The sequence below is a fragment of the Achromobacter sp. FW305-C-28 genome, from assembly GCF_058783235.1.
The window spans coordinates 99,758-116,610 of the sequence record NZ_JBYSYL010000016.1 but is presented as its reverse complement, the minus strand read 5'-3'; the positions used below and the strand labels follow the sequence as shown (position 1 = coordinate 116,610).

The window sequence follows — 16,853 nt, the reverse complement described above, 5'->3', positions numbered from 1 at the left end:
GTGGCGGCCGACGCGGATGCGCCGGCCGCCGGTTCACATCAGTTCTCGCAAGTGCGGGGCGTGATGTTCTTTTCCTTGGCGTACTTCGCCGCGGCTTCCTTGACCATCGGGTCCAGCAGGGTCTTGTCGGCCTGGTACCAGTCCGAGGCGACCTTGAACTTCGCGCCGTCCCACTGCACGATGCGGGCCCAGTCGTCACCCTTGTGGTTGCTGCACGAGGTCTTGACCGGACGCATGATCTGGCCAAAGCCCAGCTGGTTCAACCGGTCCTGGGTGATGTTCAGGTTCTCGAAGCCCCAGCGCACCTGCTCGGGCGTCAGCGCCTTGCCCTTGCCGTACTTCTCTTGTGCGGTGCGGATCGCTTCCACCTGCAGCATCGAAATCATCATGCCGCGGGTATGGGCGATGGTGCCCAGCGTGGTCTTGCCCGACTTGTCCGAACCCTGGCCTTTGTCGTAGACGTACTTCTTCAAGTCGTCATAGACCTTGTCGTGCTCGGCGCCGCTGTTGTGCACGGTGATGGCGTTGTAGCCCTTGGCGACGTCGCCCAGGTCTTTCACGTCACCTTCCGAGCCGGCCCACCAGATGGCGTACATCTTGTCGCGCGGATAGCCGCTGGCTTGCGCTTCGCGGATGGCGGTCGGGGTCATGATGCCCGCGCTCCACAGCAGCACGTAGGCCGGACGGGCCTGGCGGATCTGCAGCCAGGTGGACTTCTGTTCCACGCCCGGCGCGGTCACCGGGTACAGCAGCAGCTCGAAGCCTTCCTTGGCGGCGCGCTTCTGCAACAGCGGGATCGGTTCCTTGCCGTACGGCGAGTCGTGGTAGACCAGGGCGATCTTTTTGCCCTTGAGCTTGTCCATGCCGCCTTCTTTCTTGGCGATGTCCTGGATCATCACGTCAGCGGCGGTCCAGTATGTGCCGAGCAGCGGGAAGTTCCACTCGAACACGCTGCCGTCCACCGATTGCGACAGGCCGTAGCCCATCGTCTCGACGGGCACCTTGTCGACCATGGCCTTGTCGCTGACGGCGAAGGTGATACCGGTGGATTGGGTGTCAAAGCCCGATGCGCCGGTGCCCTTGCCCTTCAGGCGTTCGTAGCATTCCACGCCGCGGTCGGTGGCGTAGGCGGTTTCGCATTCCTCGTAGGTGATCTTGACGCCGTTGACGCCGCCGTCGCGCTCGTTGACCAGCTTCAGGTAGTCCAGCTTGCCGTCGGCCCAGGGGATGCCCAGGGGTGCGAAGGACCCGGTGCGGTACACCAGCAACGGAACGAACTGCTCTTCCGCCGCCATCGCCGGCGTGGCCACCGCGGTCACGGCGCCGGCTGCGGCCACCAAGGCTGCCGCCAACTTCAGGTTAAGACGCTTCATCTCCATTTACCTCCTGCGTGGTGTTTGGGTCAATAAACCCTCGGACACCGGGGTTGGCCCGGTCTGGAGCCGGGTATTCAGGATGTGGGCCGCGGCGCTTTTGCCGCCGTGGCCCGCAGAAATCAATGCGGGAAAGGCCAGATGCGCAGTTTCTCTTTGCCGATGCTCCACAGCCGGGCGAGCCCATGCGGCTCAGCGATCAGGAAGAACACGATCAGCGCGCCGAACACCATGTGTTCGATGTGCGCGGCGGTGTCCACCGACAGCGGCAGGCCCAGCATGTGCGGCACGTTGGACAACGCCACCGGCACCAGCACAATGAAGGCCGCCCCGAAGAAGCTGCCGATGATGGACCCCAGCCCGCCGATGATCACCATGAACAGCAGCTGGAACGAGCGCGTCAGGTCGAACGCCAGGGGTTCCCACGAACCCAGGTGGATGTAGCCCCACAGCGCGCCGGCCACGCCCACGATGAACGAGCTGACCGCAAACGCGGTGAGCTTGGCGTACATGGGGCGGATGCCGATGACCGAGGCGGCCACGTCCATGTCGCGGATGGCCATCCACTGGCGGCCGATGGCGCCGCGCACCAGGTTCTTGGCCAACAGGCTGAAGATCACCACCAGGATCAGCACGAACAGGTACTTTTCCAGCGCGCTCTGCACCGGCAGGCCGAAGGCGGTCAGGGGCGGTACCGACACGTTGCCCGACGACGAATAGTTGGTGAAGAACGGAATGCGCAGGAACGCCCAGTCGACGAAGAACTGCGCCGCCAGGGTCGCCACGGCCAGGTACAGGCCGCGGATACGCAGGCTGGGAATGCCGAAGATGACGCCGACCAGCGTGGCGAAGCAGCCGCCCAGCAGGATCTGGATGATCAGCGGCATGCCGGGAAAGCGCACGCCGAAGTTCCAGGCCGCATAGGCCCCCACCGCCATGAAGGCGCCCGTGCCCAGCGAGATCTGGCCGCAATAGCCCACCAGAATGTTCAGGCCCACCGCGGCCAGCGACAGGATCAGGAACGGAATCAGGATGGCGCGCAGCAGGTAGTCGCTGGACAGTGCCGGGATGGCGATGAACGCCACGGCCAGCAGCAGCCAGATGAAGATGCGGTCCTGGCGGATCGGGAAGATCTGCTGGTCAGCGCGATAGCTGGTCTTGAATTGGCCGTTTTCGCGATAGAACATGTTTTTATCCTAGAAGGCCGGGGCTTAAACGCGGTCGATGATCTTCTCGCCGAACAGCCCTTGCGGACGGAACAGCAGGAACACCAGCGCCAGCACATAGGCGAACCAGATTTCGATGCCGCCACCCACCAGCGACCCCAGATACACCTCGGACAGCTTTTCGCCCACGCCGATGATCAGGCCGCCCAGGATGGCCCCCGGCACGGACGTCAGGCCGCCCAGGATCACCACCGGCAGCGCCCGCAGCGCCGCGGTCGACAGCGTGAACTGCACCCCGAACTTCGATCCCCAGATGATGCCGGCCACCAGCGCGACCAGGCCGGCCACGCACCAGACGATGACCCAGATGCGGTTCAGCGGAATGCCGATGGACTGCGCGGCCTGGTGATCGTCCGCCACGGCGCGCAGCGCGCGGCCGGTGGAGGTGAACTGGAAGAACAGCGCCAGCGCCGCCACCAGCAGCGCCGCGATGACCGCGGCGGTCAGGTCTTCCAGGTTGATCAGCAACCCGCCTTCGAATACCGAGTCCAGGATCATCCACGGATCTTTCGGCATGCCCACGTTGATGGAATACACCGAGCTGCCGAACGAGATCTGGCCCAGGCCGTCCAGGAAGTAGCTGATGCCCAGCGTGGCCATCAGCAGCGTGGTGGCTTCCTGGTTGACCAGGTGGCGCAACACGAAGCGTTCGATCGCCACCGCCAACAGGAACATCAGGATCGCGCTGACAATGAACGCCAGCACATTGGCCAGGATCATGTTCTCGAAGCCGAACCAGCGCGGTATCCATTCGGAAAAGCGCGCCATGGACAGGGCGGCCACCAGCACCATGGCGCCTTGCGCGAAGTTGAAGACGCCCGATGCCTTGAAGATCAGCACGAAGCCCAGGCCGATCAGGGCATACATCATGCCGCTCATCAGGCCGCCGAATAAGGTCTCTAGAAAAAATCCCATGTCTCGTCCGCCTTAGTGCGACACGCCGAGGTAGGCGCGGATGACGTCTTCGTTGGCGCGGACTTCGTCCGGCTTGCCGTCGCCGATCTTCTTGCCGTAGTCCAGCACCACCACGCGGTCGGAAATATCCATCACCACGCCCATGTCGTGCTCGATCAGGACGATCGTCGTGCCGAACTCGTCGTTCACATCCAGGATGAAGCGGCTCATGTCCTGCTTCTCTTCGATGTTCATGCCGGCCATCGGCTCGTCCAGCAGCAACAGGCGCGGTTCCATGGCCAGCGCGCGGCCCAGGTCCACGCGCTTTTGCAGACCGTAGGGCAGGCGTCCGACCGGCGTCTTGCGAAACGCCTGGATCTCCAGGAAGTCGATGATGTTCTCGACGAACTGGCGGTGTTCGATCTCTTCGCGCTCGGCCGCGCCCAGGCGGAATGCCTGGGACAGCAGGCCGCACTTCATGCGCAGATTGCGGCCGGTCATGATGTTGTCCAGCACGCTCATGCCCTTGAACAAGGCCAGGTTCTGGAACGTGCGGGCGATGCCCATTTCGGCGGCGCGGCGCGGGTTCATGCGGGAAAATCGTTCGCCGCGAAATTCGATGCCGCCCTGCTGCGGCGTGTAGACGCCGTTGATGACGTTCAGCATCGAGCTCTTGCCCGCGCCGTTGGGCCCGATGATGGCGCGGATTTCATGTTCGCGCACATTGAAGGAGATATCCGTCAGCGCCTTGACGCCGCCGAAGGACAGCGAAATGTTCTGCATATCCAGCATCACGTCGCCGATGCGCTGGTCGCGGTCGTTGTTGCTCATGGTCTTTACGCGGCTCGGGCGGTGATGGCGGGGAACGTCTTGACCGGATGGATACGCAGGTCGGCGGAAATCTTGCCGGTGCGCCCATCCTCGAACTTCACTTCGGTCTCGATGTACTGCGACGACTTGCCGCCGAACAGCGCATCGATCAGCACGCCGTACTTCTGCGCGATGAAGGCGCGCCGCACCTTGCGGGTGCGCGTCAGTTCGTCGTCGTCGGGGTCCAGTTCCTTGTGCAGGATCAGGAAGCGGCTGATCTGCGAGGCCGACAGCTTCGGGTCGGTGGCCAGGTCCGCGTTCACTTGCTCGACGCACTCTGCGATCAGCTGATACACCTCGTCCTTGCCCGCCAGGTCGGTATAGCCGGCATAGGGCAGGCCGCGGCGCTCGGCCCAGTTGCCCACGGCTTCCAGGTCGATGTTGATGAAGGCGCACACGTCCTCGCGGTCGGCGCCGAAGGCCACCGCTTCCTTGATGTGCTGGAAGAACTTGAGCTTGTTCTCCAGGTACTTGGGCGCGAACAGGCTGCCGTTGGCCAGCTTGCCCACGTCCTTGGCGCGATCGATGATCTTGAGCTGGCCGTCGGTGTCCAGGTAGCCCGCATCGCCCGTATGGAACCAGCCGTCGGCGCTGCGCGCCTCTTCGGTGGCCGCGGGATTGCGGTAGTACTCCTTGAACAGGCCCGGGCTCTTGACCAGGATTTCGCCGTTGTCGGCCACGCGGATCTCCACGCCCGCCACGGGCGGGCCGACCGTGTCGTCGCGCACCTGGCCGTCGGGCTGCACGCACACGAACACCGACGTTTCGGTCGAGCCGTAGAGCTGCTTGAGGTTGATGCCGATGGACCGGTAGAACACGAACAGGTCCGGGCCGATGGCCTCGCCGGCCGTATAGGCCACGCGCACCCGGCTCATGCCCAGCGCATTGCGCAGCGGACCATAGATCAGCACATTGCCCAGCGCGTAGCGCAGTCGGTCCCAAGCGTTGACGGATTCGCCGTCCAGGATGCGGGTGCCCACGCGGCGGGCCAGCTTCATGCAGGCCTGGAACAGCTTGCGCTTGATGTAGCCCGCGTCTTCCATGCGGATCATCACATGGGTCAGCAAGCCTTCCAGCACGCGCGGCGGCGCGAAATAGTAGGTAGGGCCGATGTCGCGCATGTCGATCGACACGGTGTCGGGCGATTCCGGATGGTTCACGGTAAATCCCGTGACCAGCAGCTGCGTGTACGAGAACATGTTCTGCCCGATCCAGGCCGGGGGCAGATACGCCAGCACGTCTTCCTGGTCCGTCAGCTTTTCCATGTCGGACACGGCGCGGGCACGGTCGATCAGCGCATGGTGCGTCAGCACTACGCCCTTGGGCTTGCCGGTGGTGCCCGACGTATAGAACATCGCCGCCGCGTCGTGCGGCTGCACGGCAGCCACGGCGCGCGCGAAGAAGTCGGGATGCTGCGTGGCGTAGTCGCGGCCCAGCTCCTCCAGCTTTTCGTACGACAGCAGCATCGCGTCCGAGTAATGGCGCAGGCCGCGCGGATCGTCATACACCACATGCTTGAGCGCGGGGCATTGCTCGCGCACTTCCAGCATCTTGTCGACTTGTTCCTGGTCTTCGACCACCGCCACGCTGATCTCGGCGTCCTGCAGCACGTAGACCATTTCCTGGGCTACGGCGTCCTGGTAGAGCGGCACGGGAATCGCGCCCAGCGATTGCGCGGCCATCATGGCCATATACAAGCGGGGGCGGTTTTCACCGATGACGGCCACGTGCATGCCGGGCTGGATACCCAGCGACGCGAAGCCGTGGGCCACCTGGCGCACGTGCTCCGCCACATCGGACCAGGTAAGGGTTTGCCAGATCCCCAGATCTTTCTCTCGTATCGCGGGCCGCGACCCGCGCACGTCGGCATGCGCGAACAGCAGCGCTGGAAAGGTGTCCAGCGCGGCCGGCACCTGTGCAGATGCGGGCGATGAATGTGCCACGTTGTCTCCTCCGGTTTGGGCGCGCCGGGCCGGCAGCCGCTAGATGCGGCGCGGGCGATATCGCGCTTGACCAGTTGGTTTTAGATTTACGGCAGGAGTTAAGGTATAAGGTTGGGTTGCTACCAACTGTCACCATCGCGACATTCAAGGAACTTTTAGGGTATTCCCGATGCAGCTATCCGACTCCCTGCAACTTGCCGCGGCCTGGTTTCGCGTGCTCAACGCCGAGCAGCAATCGCGCGTCGAGCGAGACCTTTCCGTGCAGCAAGTCGCCGCCGGATCGATCATAGAGCGCAAAGGCGAACTCGCCCAGGCATGGATAGGCGTGCTGGCAGGTTTGGTGAAAGTATCGGTGGGCAATGCCGAGGGCAAGGTCGCCTCGCTTACGGGCGTGCCCGCCGGCGGCTGGATCGGCGAAGGCTCGCTGCTCAAGCGCGAAGTCCGCAAGTACGACATCGTCGCGCTGCGCGAATCGGTCGTCGCGCGCCTGCCCGCCGCTACCTTCGATTGGCTGCTGGACAACAGCATCCCTTTCAACCGCTACCTGCTGCACCAACTGAACGAACGCGTCGCGCAATTCATCGGCAAGGCCGAATACGACCGTCTGCTCGACCCCGACGCCCGCGTGGCGCGCTGTCTGGCCGAACTCTTCAACCCGCTGCTGTATCCCGGCATGGGCATGCGCCTGACCATCACCCAGGAAGAAGTCGGCTACCTGGCCCGCGTCTCGCGTCAACGGGCCAACCAGGCGCTGCGCAAGCTGGAAGAGGCGGGCCTGTTGAACGTCGAATACGGCGCCGTGCGGGTGCTGGACCTGGACGGTCTCAAGCAGTACGGCTCCGACCGCAGCGCAGTGGAAGGCGAGCACGTCGCCTGACACGGGCGGCCCTCAGCCAGTCCGACTCCGGACACCCCTTGCGCAGCGCACCATAAAAAAACACTTGACGATAAATAGCGCGCTATTTAATATTGCGCAATGAAATCCAGATCCCAGCCGAAAGGCGCCTTCAACCCGCTGCTGCTAGACAGCCAATTGTGTTTCGCCCTGTACTCGACCTCGCTGGCGATGAACAAGGTGTACCGCAAGCTGCTGCGCGGCCTGGATCTGACCTACCCGCAATACCTGGTCATGCTGGTGCTGTGGGAAGGCGACGAAATCACCGTCACCGACATCGGCGAACGCCTGTTCCTGGACTCGGCTACCCTCACGCCCCTGCTCAAGCGGCTGGAAGCGGCGGGCCTGGTCACCCGCACGCGGGCCCAGGAGGACGAGCGCCAGGTCATCGTGACCCTGACCAAGCAAGGCCGCGACCTGCGCAACCAGGCCGAAGCCGTGCCCCACGCCATCGCGGAAGCCGCCCAGTGCTCGCTGCAGGAAGCCCAGGGCACCATGAAAGCGTTGCACGAATTGCGGGAAAAGCTGGTCAGCAGTCTTTGAACCTTAGTCTTTGAAGTGGATGATGGCAGTTGCCGTCATCCGGCATTAAAGATAGCGCGCGATGAAATTGTGTGCTATTTAATCAGGAAAGGCCGAGCCGGGAAGGGTCCCGCCAGCCTGGCAGTCCCACCATCACCTTCCAAAAGGAACGCATCATGTCCATCGAAAAAGTCCTGTACCGCGCCCACGCCCACGTCACCGGCGGCCGTGAAGGCACCGGCGTATCCAACGACGGCAACCTGAACGTCAAACTGACCACCCCGAAGGAACTGGGCGGCGCCGGCGCGGCCGGCACCAACCCCGAACAACTCTTCGCCGTCGGCTACTCCGCCTGCTTCATGGGCGCCATGAAGTTCGTCGCCGGCCGCGACAAGATCGCCATGCCCGCCAACGCCACCATCGATGGATCCGTGGGTATCGGCCCGATCCCGACCGGCTTTGGCATCGAAGCGGAACTGAAGATCTCGTTGCCTGGGATGGATCGTGCTGAAGCGGAGAAGCTGGTCTCTGCCGCTCACATCGTCTGCCCGTACTCGAATGCTACGCGTGGCAATATCGATGTGACGCTGACGATCGAAGTCTGATCGCTGCGCGCGATCTGGGGCGCGGCCTGATTGGGCAGGGGTTGTTTGCTTAGGCAAGATGGTTCTTGCTTAGGCCGCGCCTGGGGCTGGGCGCCTTGATGGCGAGCGCCCACGATTGCGGTCCGGAGCCTTCGCTCCGGACTGCCCCGTCGTCATCGTCGTCCCAGCCTGCGGCTGCTCCTTCCGATTCCCTCGGGCGCATCGAGGTTGCTCGCCATCAAGGCACCCAGCCCCAGGCGCTACCGTTTTCGAGAAATGGGGCGTTGCCAGGCCGGGGTGTGGGGGAGAGGTTTGCGTCGCTCGCCCCAGGCCGCCCGCGCGGCCGGCTTGGGGCGGGCCCTGCAAGATCATCGGCGGTCAGTCAGCGCAGCAGAAAGACGTTAAGCACGCTGCTCGCCCCAACGAGGCGAAAACCAAAGCAATCCTGAGTCCGGGGCGTCGGCTGCCCCTGGTGGGCGGGGCGTGTAGATGCGCCCGAGGGAATCCGTAGGAGTCGCCGAAGGCGAGGACGAGGATGACGACGGGGCAGTCCGGAGCGAAGGCTCCGGACCGCAATCGTAGCCCCGCCCACCAGGGGCAGCCGACGCCCCGGACGGCAAAAGAACGCCACCCCAGCCAGCAAGTAATCCTCAGTGCCCCCCACCAAGATAAGCCGCCACCACAGCAGGATCATGCTTGAGCTTCTCAGCACTTCCATGCACTGAAATCCGCCCGTTCTCCAACACATATCCGTAGTCGGCCACGTTCAGCGCCGCCGCTGCAAACTGTTCAACCAGCAACATCGTCACGCCTTCGTCCTTCAGGCGGGCAATGATCCGAAAAACCTCTTCCACCAGGATCGGCGCCAACCCCATCGACGGCTCGTCCAGCAGCACCAGCTCCGGATTCAGCATCACCGCCCGCGCCATCGCCAGCATCTGCTGCTCGCCGCCCGACAGCGTCCCCGCCAATTGCTCGCGCCGTTCCTTCAGCCGCGGAAACAGATCCATCGCCCGGCCCAGATCCGCCTGCACGTCCCCCTTCGGCCGGCTGCCCGTCAGCCGCGGAAACGCGCCCAGCAGCAGATTGTCTGTCACCGACAGCGTCGGGAATACCCGCCGGCCTTCCGGTGAATGGGCCAGCCCCAGTCGCGCAATGCGGTGCGACTCCAGCCCGTCGATCCGCTTGCCGCTCAACGTCACCTCGCCCGCCGTCGGTCGGATCATCCCCGACAGCGCCCGCATCGTCGTCGTCTTGCCGGCTCCGTTCGAGCCGATCAACGTCACCACCTTCGCCTTCGGGACCTCCATGCTGATGCCGTGCAGCACCTTCACCTTCCCGTAGCCCGCTTCCAGATTCTTGATCGATAGCATGTTGTTGTCCTTGGCGTCAGGCGGGCGCGCCGCCCAGATACGCCTCGATAACCTTGGCGTTGCTCTGCACTTCGTTCGGCAGGCCTTCGGCGATCTTCTGGCCGAAGTCCAGCACCGACACCGTGTCGCACACTCCCATCACCACATCCATATGGTGTTCGATCAGGATCAGCGTAATGCCGTGATCGCGCACCTTGCGGATGATGGCCAGCAGCTCCACGATGTCTGGCGCCGTCAGGCCGGCAGCCGGCTCATCCAGCAGCAGCAGTTGCGGGTCCAGCGCCAGCGCGCGGGCGATTTCCAGCAGGCGTTGCTTACCGTAGGGCAGGTTGCGCGCCTCTTCGCTGGCCATCGTGTCCAGCCCCACGAATTCCAGCAGCGCCAGTGCGCGGGCACGCGCCCCTTGCTCCTCGCCCTTCCACTTCGACGTGCGCAGCGCAATGCCCGCCAGCCCCGTCGTGAACGTGTGGTGCAGGCCAACCAGCACGTTTTCCAGCGCCGTCATCTCGCCGAACAGCTGCACGTTCTGGAACGTGCGGGCGATGCCCGTGGCCGCGATATCGGCGGGCGCCAGGCCCACCAGCGACTTGCCCGAGAACTCCACCGCGCCCGCTGTCGGCACATAAATGCCCGTCAGCACGTTCATCATCGTGCTCTTGCCCGAACCGTTCGGCCCGATCAGGCCGTGGATCGTGCCGCGCTTGATCGTCAGGTCCACCTCGTTCAGCGCCTTCAGGCCGCCGAACTGCATCAGCACTCCCTTGGCCGCCAGTAAGGTTTCGCCCTTGCCCTTGGCCGCTTCGGGCACGGCTTCCTGTTCCTTCACCAGATCCTTCTTCACCGACAGCGCCGCGCGGCGGGTCGAGAAGAACAGGTTGCGCACAAAGCCCACGATGCCGTCGGGCAGGTAGTACACGACGAACAGGATCATGGCGCCGAAGATCGTCAGGCGCCAGTCCGTCACTGCATCCAGCCAGTACGAGAACACCGCCAGCACGATCGTGCCCACCACCGGCACCGCCACCCGGCGCGCCTCTGCGCGGCCCTTGGAAACGGCCACCGCGCTGCCCACCGTCACCAGGACCGCCACGCCCAGCGCGATCAGGCGGAAAGTGCCGATGTCGTCCAGCATCTTGGGCAGCAGCACGATGATCGACGCGCCCAGCAGCGCGCCCGTGCGGCTCTTGCGTCCGCCCATGATGATCGCCAGCAGGAACAGGATCGTGAGTTCGAAGTTATACGTATTGGGCGAAATGTACTGCTCGGAATACGAATACAGCGCGCCTGCCAGCCCCGCGAAACCGGCGCTGATCACGAACGCGAACACCTTGTGCCGGTACACCGACACGCCCATGCAGTCCGACGCGATCGGGCTGTCGCGCAGCGCCTCGAACGAACGGCCCAGGTGCGACTTAAGGATCCGGTGCACCACGATCAGCGACAGCACCAGCAGCGCCGCGACCAGCCAGAAGTATTCGCTCTTGGTCAGGATATGCCCGCCGATCGACGGCTTGGGAATCTTGATGCCCAGCGGCCCTTCGGTCATGAACGTCATTTCGTTGATCAGGATCTGGATGATCGTGCCGAACGCCAGCGTCACCATCGCCAGGTACGGTCCCGTCACCCGCAGCGCCGGCAATGCCAGCACCGCGCCGAAAGCCGCCGCGATCAGAATGGCGGCGGGCAGCGTCACCCAGATGGGCATCTGCAGATGGAAGAACAGCACGCCGGCCACATATGAGCCGATGCCGAACAGGCCGGCGTGGCCCAGCGACACCTGGCCGGTATAGCCCACCACGATATCGAGCCCGAACAACAGGATCGAATAGATCATGATCGTTTCGATCAGGTGCAGGTAATACGTGTTGGTCACGCCCAGGGGCACGGCAGCCAGGCAGGCCACGGCCACGATGGAAAGCAATAGGTGCAGGGGTTTCATCGCTTACACCTTCTTGATCGCGGTCTTGCCGAACAGGCCGGCGGGCTTGAAGGTCAGTACGAGCAGCAGCAGGACCAGTCCCGGCACGTCTTTGTACCCCGTTGAAAGATAGAAGCCGGTGGTCGTCTCGGCGATCCCCAGGATCAGGCCGCCCACCACCACGCCCATGCCGCTGGACAGGCCGCCGATGATGGCGACCGCGAAGGCCTTCAGGCCCAGCACCGCGCCCATGGTGGCGCCGGTCAGCGTCAGCGGCGCCACCAGCACGCCCGCGAAGGCGGCGGTCAGCGACGACAGGGCATACGAAAACGTGATCACCATGCCGGTGTTGATGCCCATCAGGCCGGCGGCATCGCGGTCGTTCGACGTCGCGACGAAGGCCTTGCCGTAGATGGACTTGCGGTTGAACACTTCCACCAGCAGCATCATGGCCAGCGCGCCGAACACCACCAGCAGTTCCATCGGCAGCACGTTGGCGCCCAGCACCTGGATCGGCGCTTCGGGCAGCGGCGAAGGAAAGCGCAGGTCGTCGCGGCCCCAGATGTTCTCGGCGACGTTCTTGAAAATGATGCCCAGGGCGATCGTGGCCATGATCCAGCCGAATTCCGACCGTGTCTTGATCGCCGGCCGCACGCCGATACGTTCGACCAGCGCGCCCTGCGCGAATCCGAAAATGCAGACGATGGGAATCATCACCCAGTAGTTCACGCCCAACCCGACGAGCGTCAGCCCGACCAGCGCGCCCAGCATCAGGGCTTCGCCCTGGCCGAAGTTCAAGGTGCCTGAAGTGGCGAAAGTAAGCTGGTACCCGAACGCGATGACGGCATAGATCATGCCTAGCGCGATACCGCTATAGATAAGCTGTAGAAGAATCATGGTGTTTTTCGTGAGGCGCTTTGGTCCTGCCCAACCCCCTTGGGCAGAACGCTGTTGTCAGGCGGCTGCAGGCCGGCGCCCCGGGTGGGAGGCGCCGGCGGCGGCGGCCGGGCAGCCGCCGCGTCGTTGCTTCAGACGAACTTAGTTGGCCTTGACCACGCGGCCGCCCTTGACCTCGCCGATGACCACTTCCTTTGCGGTGATCGCGTCGTGGTTGTCGTGGGTGAACGGCTTGTTGTAGGTCATCACCACGCCTTCGACGGGCGTTTGCAGGTTTTCAAGCGCTTCGCGGATCTTCGGGCCGTCGGTCGAATTGGCCTGCTTGATGGCCGCGGCCAACAGGAAGATCGAGTCGTAGCCCTGGGCCGCCGACACCGGCGAGTCGATGCGGTTGTTCTTGGGCTTGAACTTGGCCAGGTAGGCGTCGATGAACGCCTTGCGCTTGGGCGTGTCCGGGTCCTGGATGAAGGTCTGCGGCATGCGCGCGCCTTCGCCGTTGGCGCCGGAGTTGTCGATATAGTTGGCCATCGACAGCGTCCAGCTGCCGATGATCGGCACCTTCCAGCCCAGCTTGGTCATGCCGTTGGCGATCTGGGCCAGCTCGGGGCCGATGCCATAGGTCAGCACGGCTTCAGCGCCCGCGGACTTGGCCTTGAGCAGCTGGGCCGTCATGTCGACGTCCTTGATGTTGAACTTTTCCACGGCCACGGGCTTGATGCCCTTGGCGTCCAGGGCCTTTTCCAGGTCCTCGCGGCCCAGTTGGCCGTAGTTGGTCGAGTCGGCCAGGATCGCGACCTTCTTGAAGCCGCGGCGGGTGATGGCTTCCTCGACGATCATCGGGGCCTGGATGCTGTCGTGCGCCGCGTTGCGGAACACATAGTTGTCCGGGAATTCCGGCGCCTTGAACTGGTGCGTGATCACGCTGCCGGTGGCGACGTTGTTGAACACGGGGATCTTGGCGTCCTGGTAGAAGCGCTGCGACGCCAGGGCCACGCCGGTGTTGATGTAGCCGACCGTGGCGGTGACCTGCTCCTTGTTGATCAGTTCCTGGGCGATCTGCACGCCGCGTTCGTTCTTGGCTTCGTCATCGCGCTCCACGGCGACCAGCTGGCGGCCGAGTACGCCGCCGCTCTTGTTGATTTCCTCGATCGCCAGGCGCACGCCGTCGCGCATGCTCACGCCCATGGACGAAGAGCCGCCCGTGTAGGGGCCGGCCACGCCGATCTTGATGGGGTCGGCGGCGTAGCCCGCGGCCGATACGGCAAATGCAAGGGTTCCTGCTAGCAGCTTCAAACGAAAATCCATGGATGTCTCCGTTGTAATTAGTAGAACTGCGTGGAAAACCGTGTGCCGGCGCCTGGCGGCGTGAAATAGGGGGTGAGGCGGCGCGCTCCTGTGTTGCGTGTTGTGACTGTCTGCTTAATCGCTTACGCGAATCTGACCCGGCGGGGTTTTTCCGTGTAAATACCTAGTACGCGTGCACGGGTTGCGGGCCGGGCGCGGCGATGCAGCATGAAGCACAAAGGAATCGGGGTGGGCGACGCGCACGACGCCGGCTTTGCGCGCGCGGCCATGTTCGGCGCATCCTAGCCAGCGACGCGCCTGGGTGCGCGGAATTTCCTTCCGCCCGGGGCTGGAAATTTATTCCGGCTTGGCCGCCAAGCCGCGTGGCCATTGGGCCGCGCGTTCGCAAACCTCGCCCAGCCATAGGGAAAACGCTTGCACCGCGCCACGCGGCGGACGCGAGATCTCGGTGCACAGGTGGTACTGCGATTCGCCGGGCGTCTCGATGTCCAGCACCCGCAGCAATTTGCCCTCGTCCAGCCATTCGGCGGCCAGGGTGCGGCGGGTCAGGGCGATGCCCTGGCCGGCACGGGCGGCGGCCAGCATCATGCCCAGGTCCACCAGCCAGACCCCGCGCGCCGGCTCGGGCCAGTCCAGCCCTGCCGCGGCCAGCCACGGGCGCCACGGTTCCATGGGGCAACGCAGCAGGGCGGCATTGGCCAGGTCGGCGGGACGCCGGAACGGGCCGTGCGCATCGCGGTACTCGGGTGAGCAGACCGCGAATACGGGGTCGGATGTCAACGGCTGCGCATGCAGGCCGGGATACTTGCCGCTGCCGAAGCGGATCCAGGCGTCGGCGTTGGGCGGCATGATGTCCAGGTAGGGAATGGACAGCATGATCTCCAGTTCCACGTCCGGATAGGCGGCGGTGAAGCTGGGCAGGTAGGGGATCAGGACCTGGCGGGCAAAGGTGGGGGTGGACACCACCCGCAGTGGCTCCAGCTTGGGTTCGCCGCGCTTGTGCAGCGAGGCGTCGGACAGCAGGTCCAGCGCCGTGCGCACTTGTTCCAGGTATTCGCGTCCGGCGGCGCTGAGGGTGGCGCCGCGGCTGCTGCGGATGAACAGGGACACGTTCAGTTGGGCTTCCAGCGCGGCGATGCGCTTGCCGATGGCGCTGGCGGTGACGAACAGCTCTTCGCTGGCGCGCTCGAACGAGCCCAGCCGGGCGGCCGCTTCGAACGCCTGGATGGCGGCCAGCGGCGGCAGGCGCACGTCTTTGGAAGGGGAGGGTCCGCGCATGATCGTCTGGCGGGCCGGCCATGCGCCCGACGAAAGAGTGGCAACCCGGCGATTATAAAAGTGCCGGGCCGAGCAGTCTGTCCCCGTATTCCCTTACACGCCCTTGATCGCCAGGCTGACGGCCAGGCCCGCCATGACGACGGCGATGATGCCGTCCAGCGCGCGCCAGGCCGACGCGCTGGCAAAGAAGCGGGCGAACAGGCGCGAGCCGATACCCAGCACCGCCAGCCACAGCAGGCTGGCCGTGAAGGCGCCGGCGGCGAAGGCCATGCGGGCGTCGTCAAAGCCGTGGGCCAGCGAGCCGACCACCACCATGTCCAGCCAGAAATGCGGGTTCAAGAGCGAAAAGCCCAGCGCGCCCAGCATGGCGGCGCGGCGCGAGGGCACCACGTCGCGCGCGGCGGCCAGGCCGCCGGTGGCGGTCCAGGCGCGGCGGGCCGACTGCAACGCGTACCAGGACAGGAAGGCCACGCCGAACCACAGTACGGCGGTGGTCAGCCAGGGGAACCAGGCGGTCAGCGCCTGCAGGCCCGACACGCTGGCGAAGATGAAGACGGCGTCGATCAGGGCACAGATGGCGACCACCGACAACAGATGGGCGCGCATCAGCCCCTGGCGCAGGATGAACGCGCTTTGCGCGCCCACGACGGCGAACAGGCCCAGCCCGGTGGCGGTGCCGCTGGCCCAGGCGGTGAGAAAAAGGGGGGATGACAACGTGGCAAACATGACGCGAACCTCTCGACTGCAACGCCTTATGGCGGCGCTTGAAAACCTGGCCGGCAGCGTTGCGCATACCGGCAATGCATCATTTTCGCTTGCAGAGGATATGAAATACAGCTAATTTTCCTTCACTATCTTAAGCAAAGCTAATCTCATGAAACTCGATCACGGCAACCTGCGAGCCCTGGCGGCGGTGGTGCGCGAAGGCAGTTTCGACCGTGCCGCGCTGGCCCTCAGCGTGACCCCGTCGGCGGTGTCGCAGCGGATCAAGGCGCTTGAAGACCGCATGGGGCGGTTGCTGGTCCAGCGCACCGTGCCGGCGGCCGCCACCGCCGATGGCCAGGTACTGGTGCAGCTTGCCGAGCAGACGGCCTTGCTCGAGCACGATGCCCTGAACCGCCTGGGCGTGGCGGACGACGACGTGCCCCACGCCAGTATTCCCGTCGCGGTCAACCACGACAGCCTGGAAACCTGGTTCGTCGACGCGGCCCTGCAGTTCGCCAGCCGCACCCGCGCCACGCTGGACATGCTGTCCGAAGACCAGGACCATACCGCCGCGCTGCTGCGCAACGGCTCGGTGCTGGGGGCGGTCACGACGCTGGCCGACCCCGTGCAGGGCTGCCGCATCCACGCGTTGGGCAGCATGCGCTACGTGGCCACATGCAGCCCGGCCTTTCACAAGCGCTACTTCGCGCAGGGCGTGAACGCGCAGACGCTGGCCCAGGCGCCCGTGCTGGTCTTTAACCGCAAGGACGCGTTGCAGGCCCGCTTCGCACACAAGATCTCGGACCCGACGCCGTGGCAGCCGCCGGTCTGGTGGGTGCCGTCCACCCGCGCGTTCGTGCAGGCCACCCTGGGCGGACTGGGCTGGACCATGAATCCGCTGCCGCTGGTGCAAGAACACCTTGACGCAGGTCATCTGGTCTTGCTGCGTGGCCGCGCTTGGGAAGATGTGCCGCTGTATTGGCAACATTGGCGGGTAAACTCCGAGGCGATGGAAGCTTTGACCGACTCGGTTCTGTCAGCCGCCCGCAGCCTGGTCCGGCGGCGTTAAC

15 protein-coding genes are annotated in these 16,853 nt (G+C 64.6%); 4 read left to right on the top strand and 11 right to left on the bottom strand.

The genetic code is table 11. The annotated features are described in order from the left end of the window. Nucleotides 1-38: 38 nt before the first annotated feature. From AC3WMR_RS28365 to AC3WMR_RS28345, 5 genes are all read right to left on the bottom strand, one after another. Complete coding sequence (locus tag AC3WMR_RS28365; protein ID WP_263912922.1) at nucleotides 39-1,379, bottom strand: ABC transporter substrate-binding protein; 1,341 nt, start codon at nucleotides 1,377-1,379, stop codon at nucleotides 39-41. A gap of 116 nt (nucleotides 1,380-1,495) precedes the next feature. Then, nucleotides 1,496-2,560: a branched-chain amino acid ABC transporter permease gene (locus tag AC3WMR_RS28360; RefSeq protein ID WP_025136586.1), complete on the bottom strand. Its 1,065-nt coding sequence runs from the start codon at nucleotides 2,558-2,560 to the stop codon at nucleotides 1,496-1,498. Between the two features lie 24 nt (nucleotides 2,561-2,584). Continuing rightward, the gene (locus tag AC3WMR_RS28355; RefSeq protein ID WP_025136585.1) at nucleotides 2,585-3,514 is read right to left on the bottom strand and encodes a branched-chain amino acid ABC transporter permease; all 930 of its coding nucleotides are present in this window, start codon (nucleotides 3,512-3,514) and stop codon (nucleotides 2,585-2,587) included. Nucleotides 3,515-3,526: 12 nt separating this feature from the next. Continuing rightward, nucleotides 3,527-4,324, bottom strand: a complete 798-nt coding sequence (locus AC3WMR_RS28350; RefSeq protein ID WP_025136584.1) for an ABC transporter ATP-binding protein — start codon at nucleotides 4,322-4,324, stop codon at nucleotides 3,527-3,529. Between the two features lie 5 nt (nucleotides 4,325-4,329). Continuing rightward, nucleotides 4,330-6,306: an AMP-dependent synthetase/ligase gene (locus tag AC3WMR_RS28345; RefSeq protein ID WP_492266175.1), complete on the bottom strand. Its 1,977-nt coding sequence runs from the start codon at nucleotides 6,304-6,306 to the stop codon at nucleotides 4,330-4,332. 169 nt (nucleotides 6,307-6,475) lie between these two features. Between AC3WMR_RS28345 and AC3WMR_RS28340 the strand changes: the two genes are divergently transcribed. The 3 genes from AC3WMR_RS28340 to AC3WMR_RS28330 all read left to right on the top strand — a co-directional run bounded on the left by AC3WMR_RS28340 (nucleotide 6,476) and on the right by AC3WMR_RS28330 (nucleotide 8,328). After that, a complete protein-coding gene (locus AC3WMR_RS28340) occupies nucleotides 6,476-7,183 on the top strand; it encodes a Crp/Fnr family transcriptional regulator (RefSeq protein ID WP_183005371.1) in 708 nt (235 codons plus the stop codon). A 99-nt stretch (nucleotides 7,184-7,282) separates the two neighbouring features. Next, nucleotides 7,283-7,744 carry a MarR family winged helix-turn-helix transcriptional regulator gene (locus tag AC3WMR_RS28335; RefSeq protein WP_492266174.1) on the top strand — a complete coding sequence of 154 codons (462 nt, stop codon included), beginning with the start codon at nucleotides 7,283-7,285 and terminating at the stop codon, nucleotides 7,742-7,744. Nucleotides 7,745-7,899: 155 nt separating this feature from the next. Beyond that, nucleotides 7,900-8,328 carry an organic hydroperoxide resistance protein gene (locus AC3WMR_RS28330; protein ID WP_175191521.1) on the top strand — a complete coding sequence of 143 codons (429 nt, stop codon included), beginning with the start codon at nucleotides 7,900-7,902 and terminating at the stop codon, nucleotides 8,326-8,328. 629 nt (nucleotides 8,329-8,957) lie between these two features. On the opposite strand, the gene AC3WMR_RS28325 is transcribed toward AC3WMR_RS28330, so the two are convergent. From AC3WMR_RS28325 to AC3WMR_RS28300, 6 genes are all read right to left on the bottom strand, one after another. Continuing rightward, nucleotides 8,958-9,680 carry an ABC transporter ATP-binding protein gene (locus AC3WMR_RS28325; RefSeq protein ID WP_183005369.1) on the bottom strand — a complete coding sequence of 241 codons (723 nt, stop codon included), beginning with the start codon at nucleotides 9,678-9,680 and terminating at the stop codon, nucleotides 8,958-8,960. 16 nt (nucleotides 9,681-9,696) lie between these two features. Next, entirely contained in the window at nucleotides 9,697-11,619 is a 1,923-nt protein-coding gene (locus AC3WMR_RS28320; RefSeq protein ID WP_492266173.1) for a branched-chain amino acid ABC transporter ATP-binding protein/permease, read from the bottom strand. A 3-nt stretch (nucleotides 11,620-11,622) separates the two neighbouring features. After that, a complete protein-coding gene (locus tag AC3WMR_RS28315; protein WP_025136577.1) occupies nucleotides 11,623-12,495 on the bottom strand; it encodes a branched-chain amino acid ABC transporter permease in 873 nt (290 codons plus the stop codon). Between the two features lie 141 nt (nucleotides 12,496-12,636). Further along, nucleotides 12,637-13,800: an ABC transporter substrate-binding protein gene (locus tag AC3WMR_RS28310; protein ID WP_492266172.1), complete on the bottom strand. Its 1,164-nt coding sequence runs from the start codon at nucleotides 13,798-13,800 to the stop codon at nucleotides 12,637-12,639. A gap of 336 nt (nucleotides 13,801-14,136) precedes the next feature. Continuing rightward, nucleotides 14,137-15,078, bottom strand: a complete 942-nt coding sequence (locus AC3WMR_RS28305) for a LysR substrate-binding domain-containing protein (RefSeq protein ID WP_492266171.1) — start codon at nucleotides 15,076-15,078, stop codon at nucleotides 14,137-14,139. A gap of 93 nt (nucleotides 15,079-15,171) precedes the next feature. Then, nucleotides 15,172-15,804 carry a LysE/ArgO family amino acid transporter gene (locus tag AC3WMR_RS28300; RefSeq protein ID WP_492266170.1) on the bottom strand — a complete coding sequence of 211 codons (633 nt, stop codon included), beginning with the start codon at nucleotides 15,802-15,804 and terminating at the stop codon, nucleotides 15,172-15,174. A 148-nt stretch (nucleotides 15,805-15,952) separates the two neighbouring features. Here AC3WMR_RS28300 and AC3WMR_RS28295 point away from each other — a divergent pair, with 148 nt between their 5' ends. Then, a complete protein-coding gene (locus tag AC3WMR_RS28295; protein ID WP_025136572.1) occupies nucleotides 15,953-16,852 on the top strand; it encodes a LysR family transcriptional regulator ArgP in 900 nt (299 codons plus the stop codon). The last annotated feature ends 1 nt before the right edge of the window (nucleotide 16,853 follow it).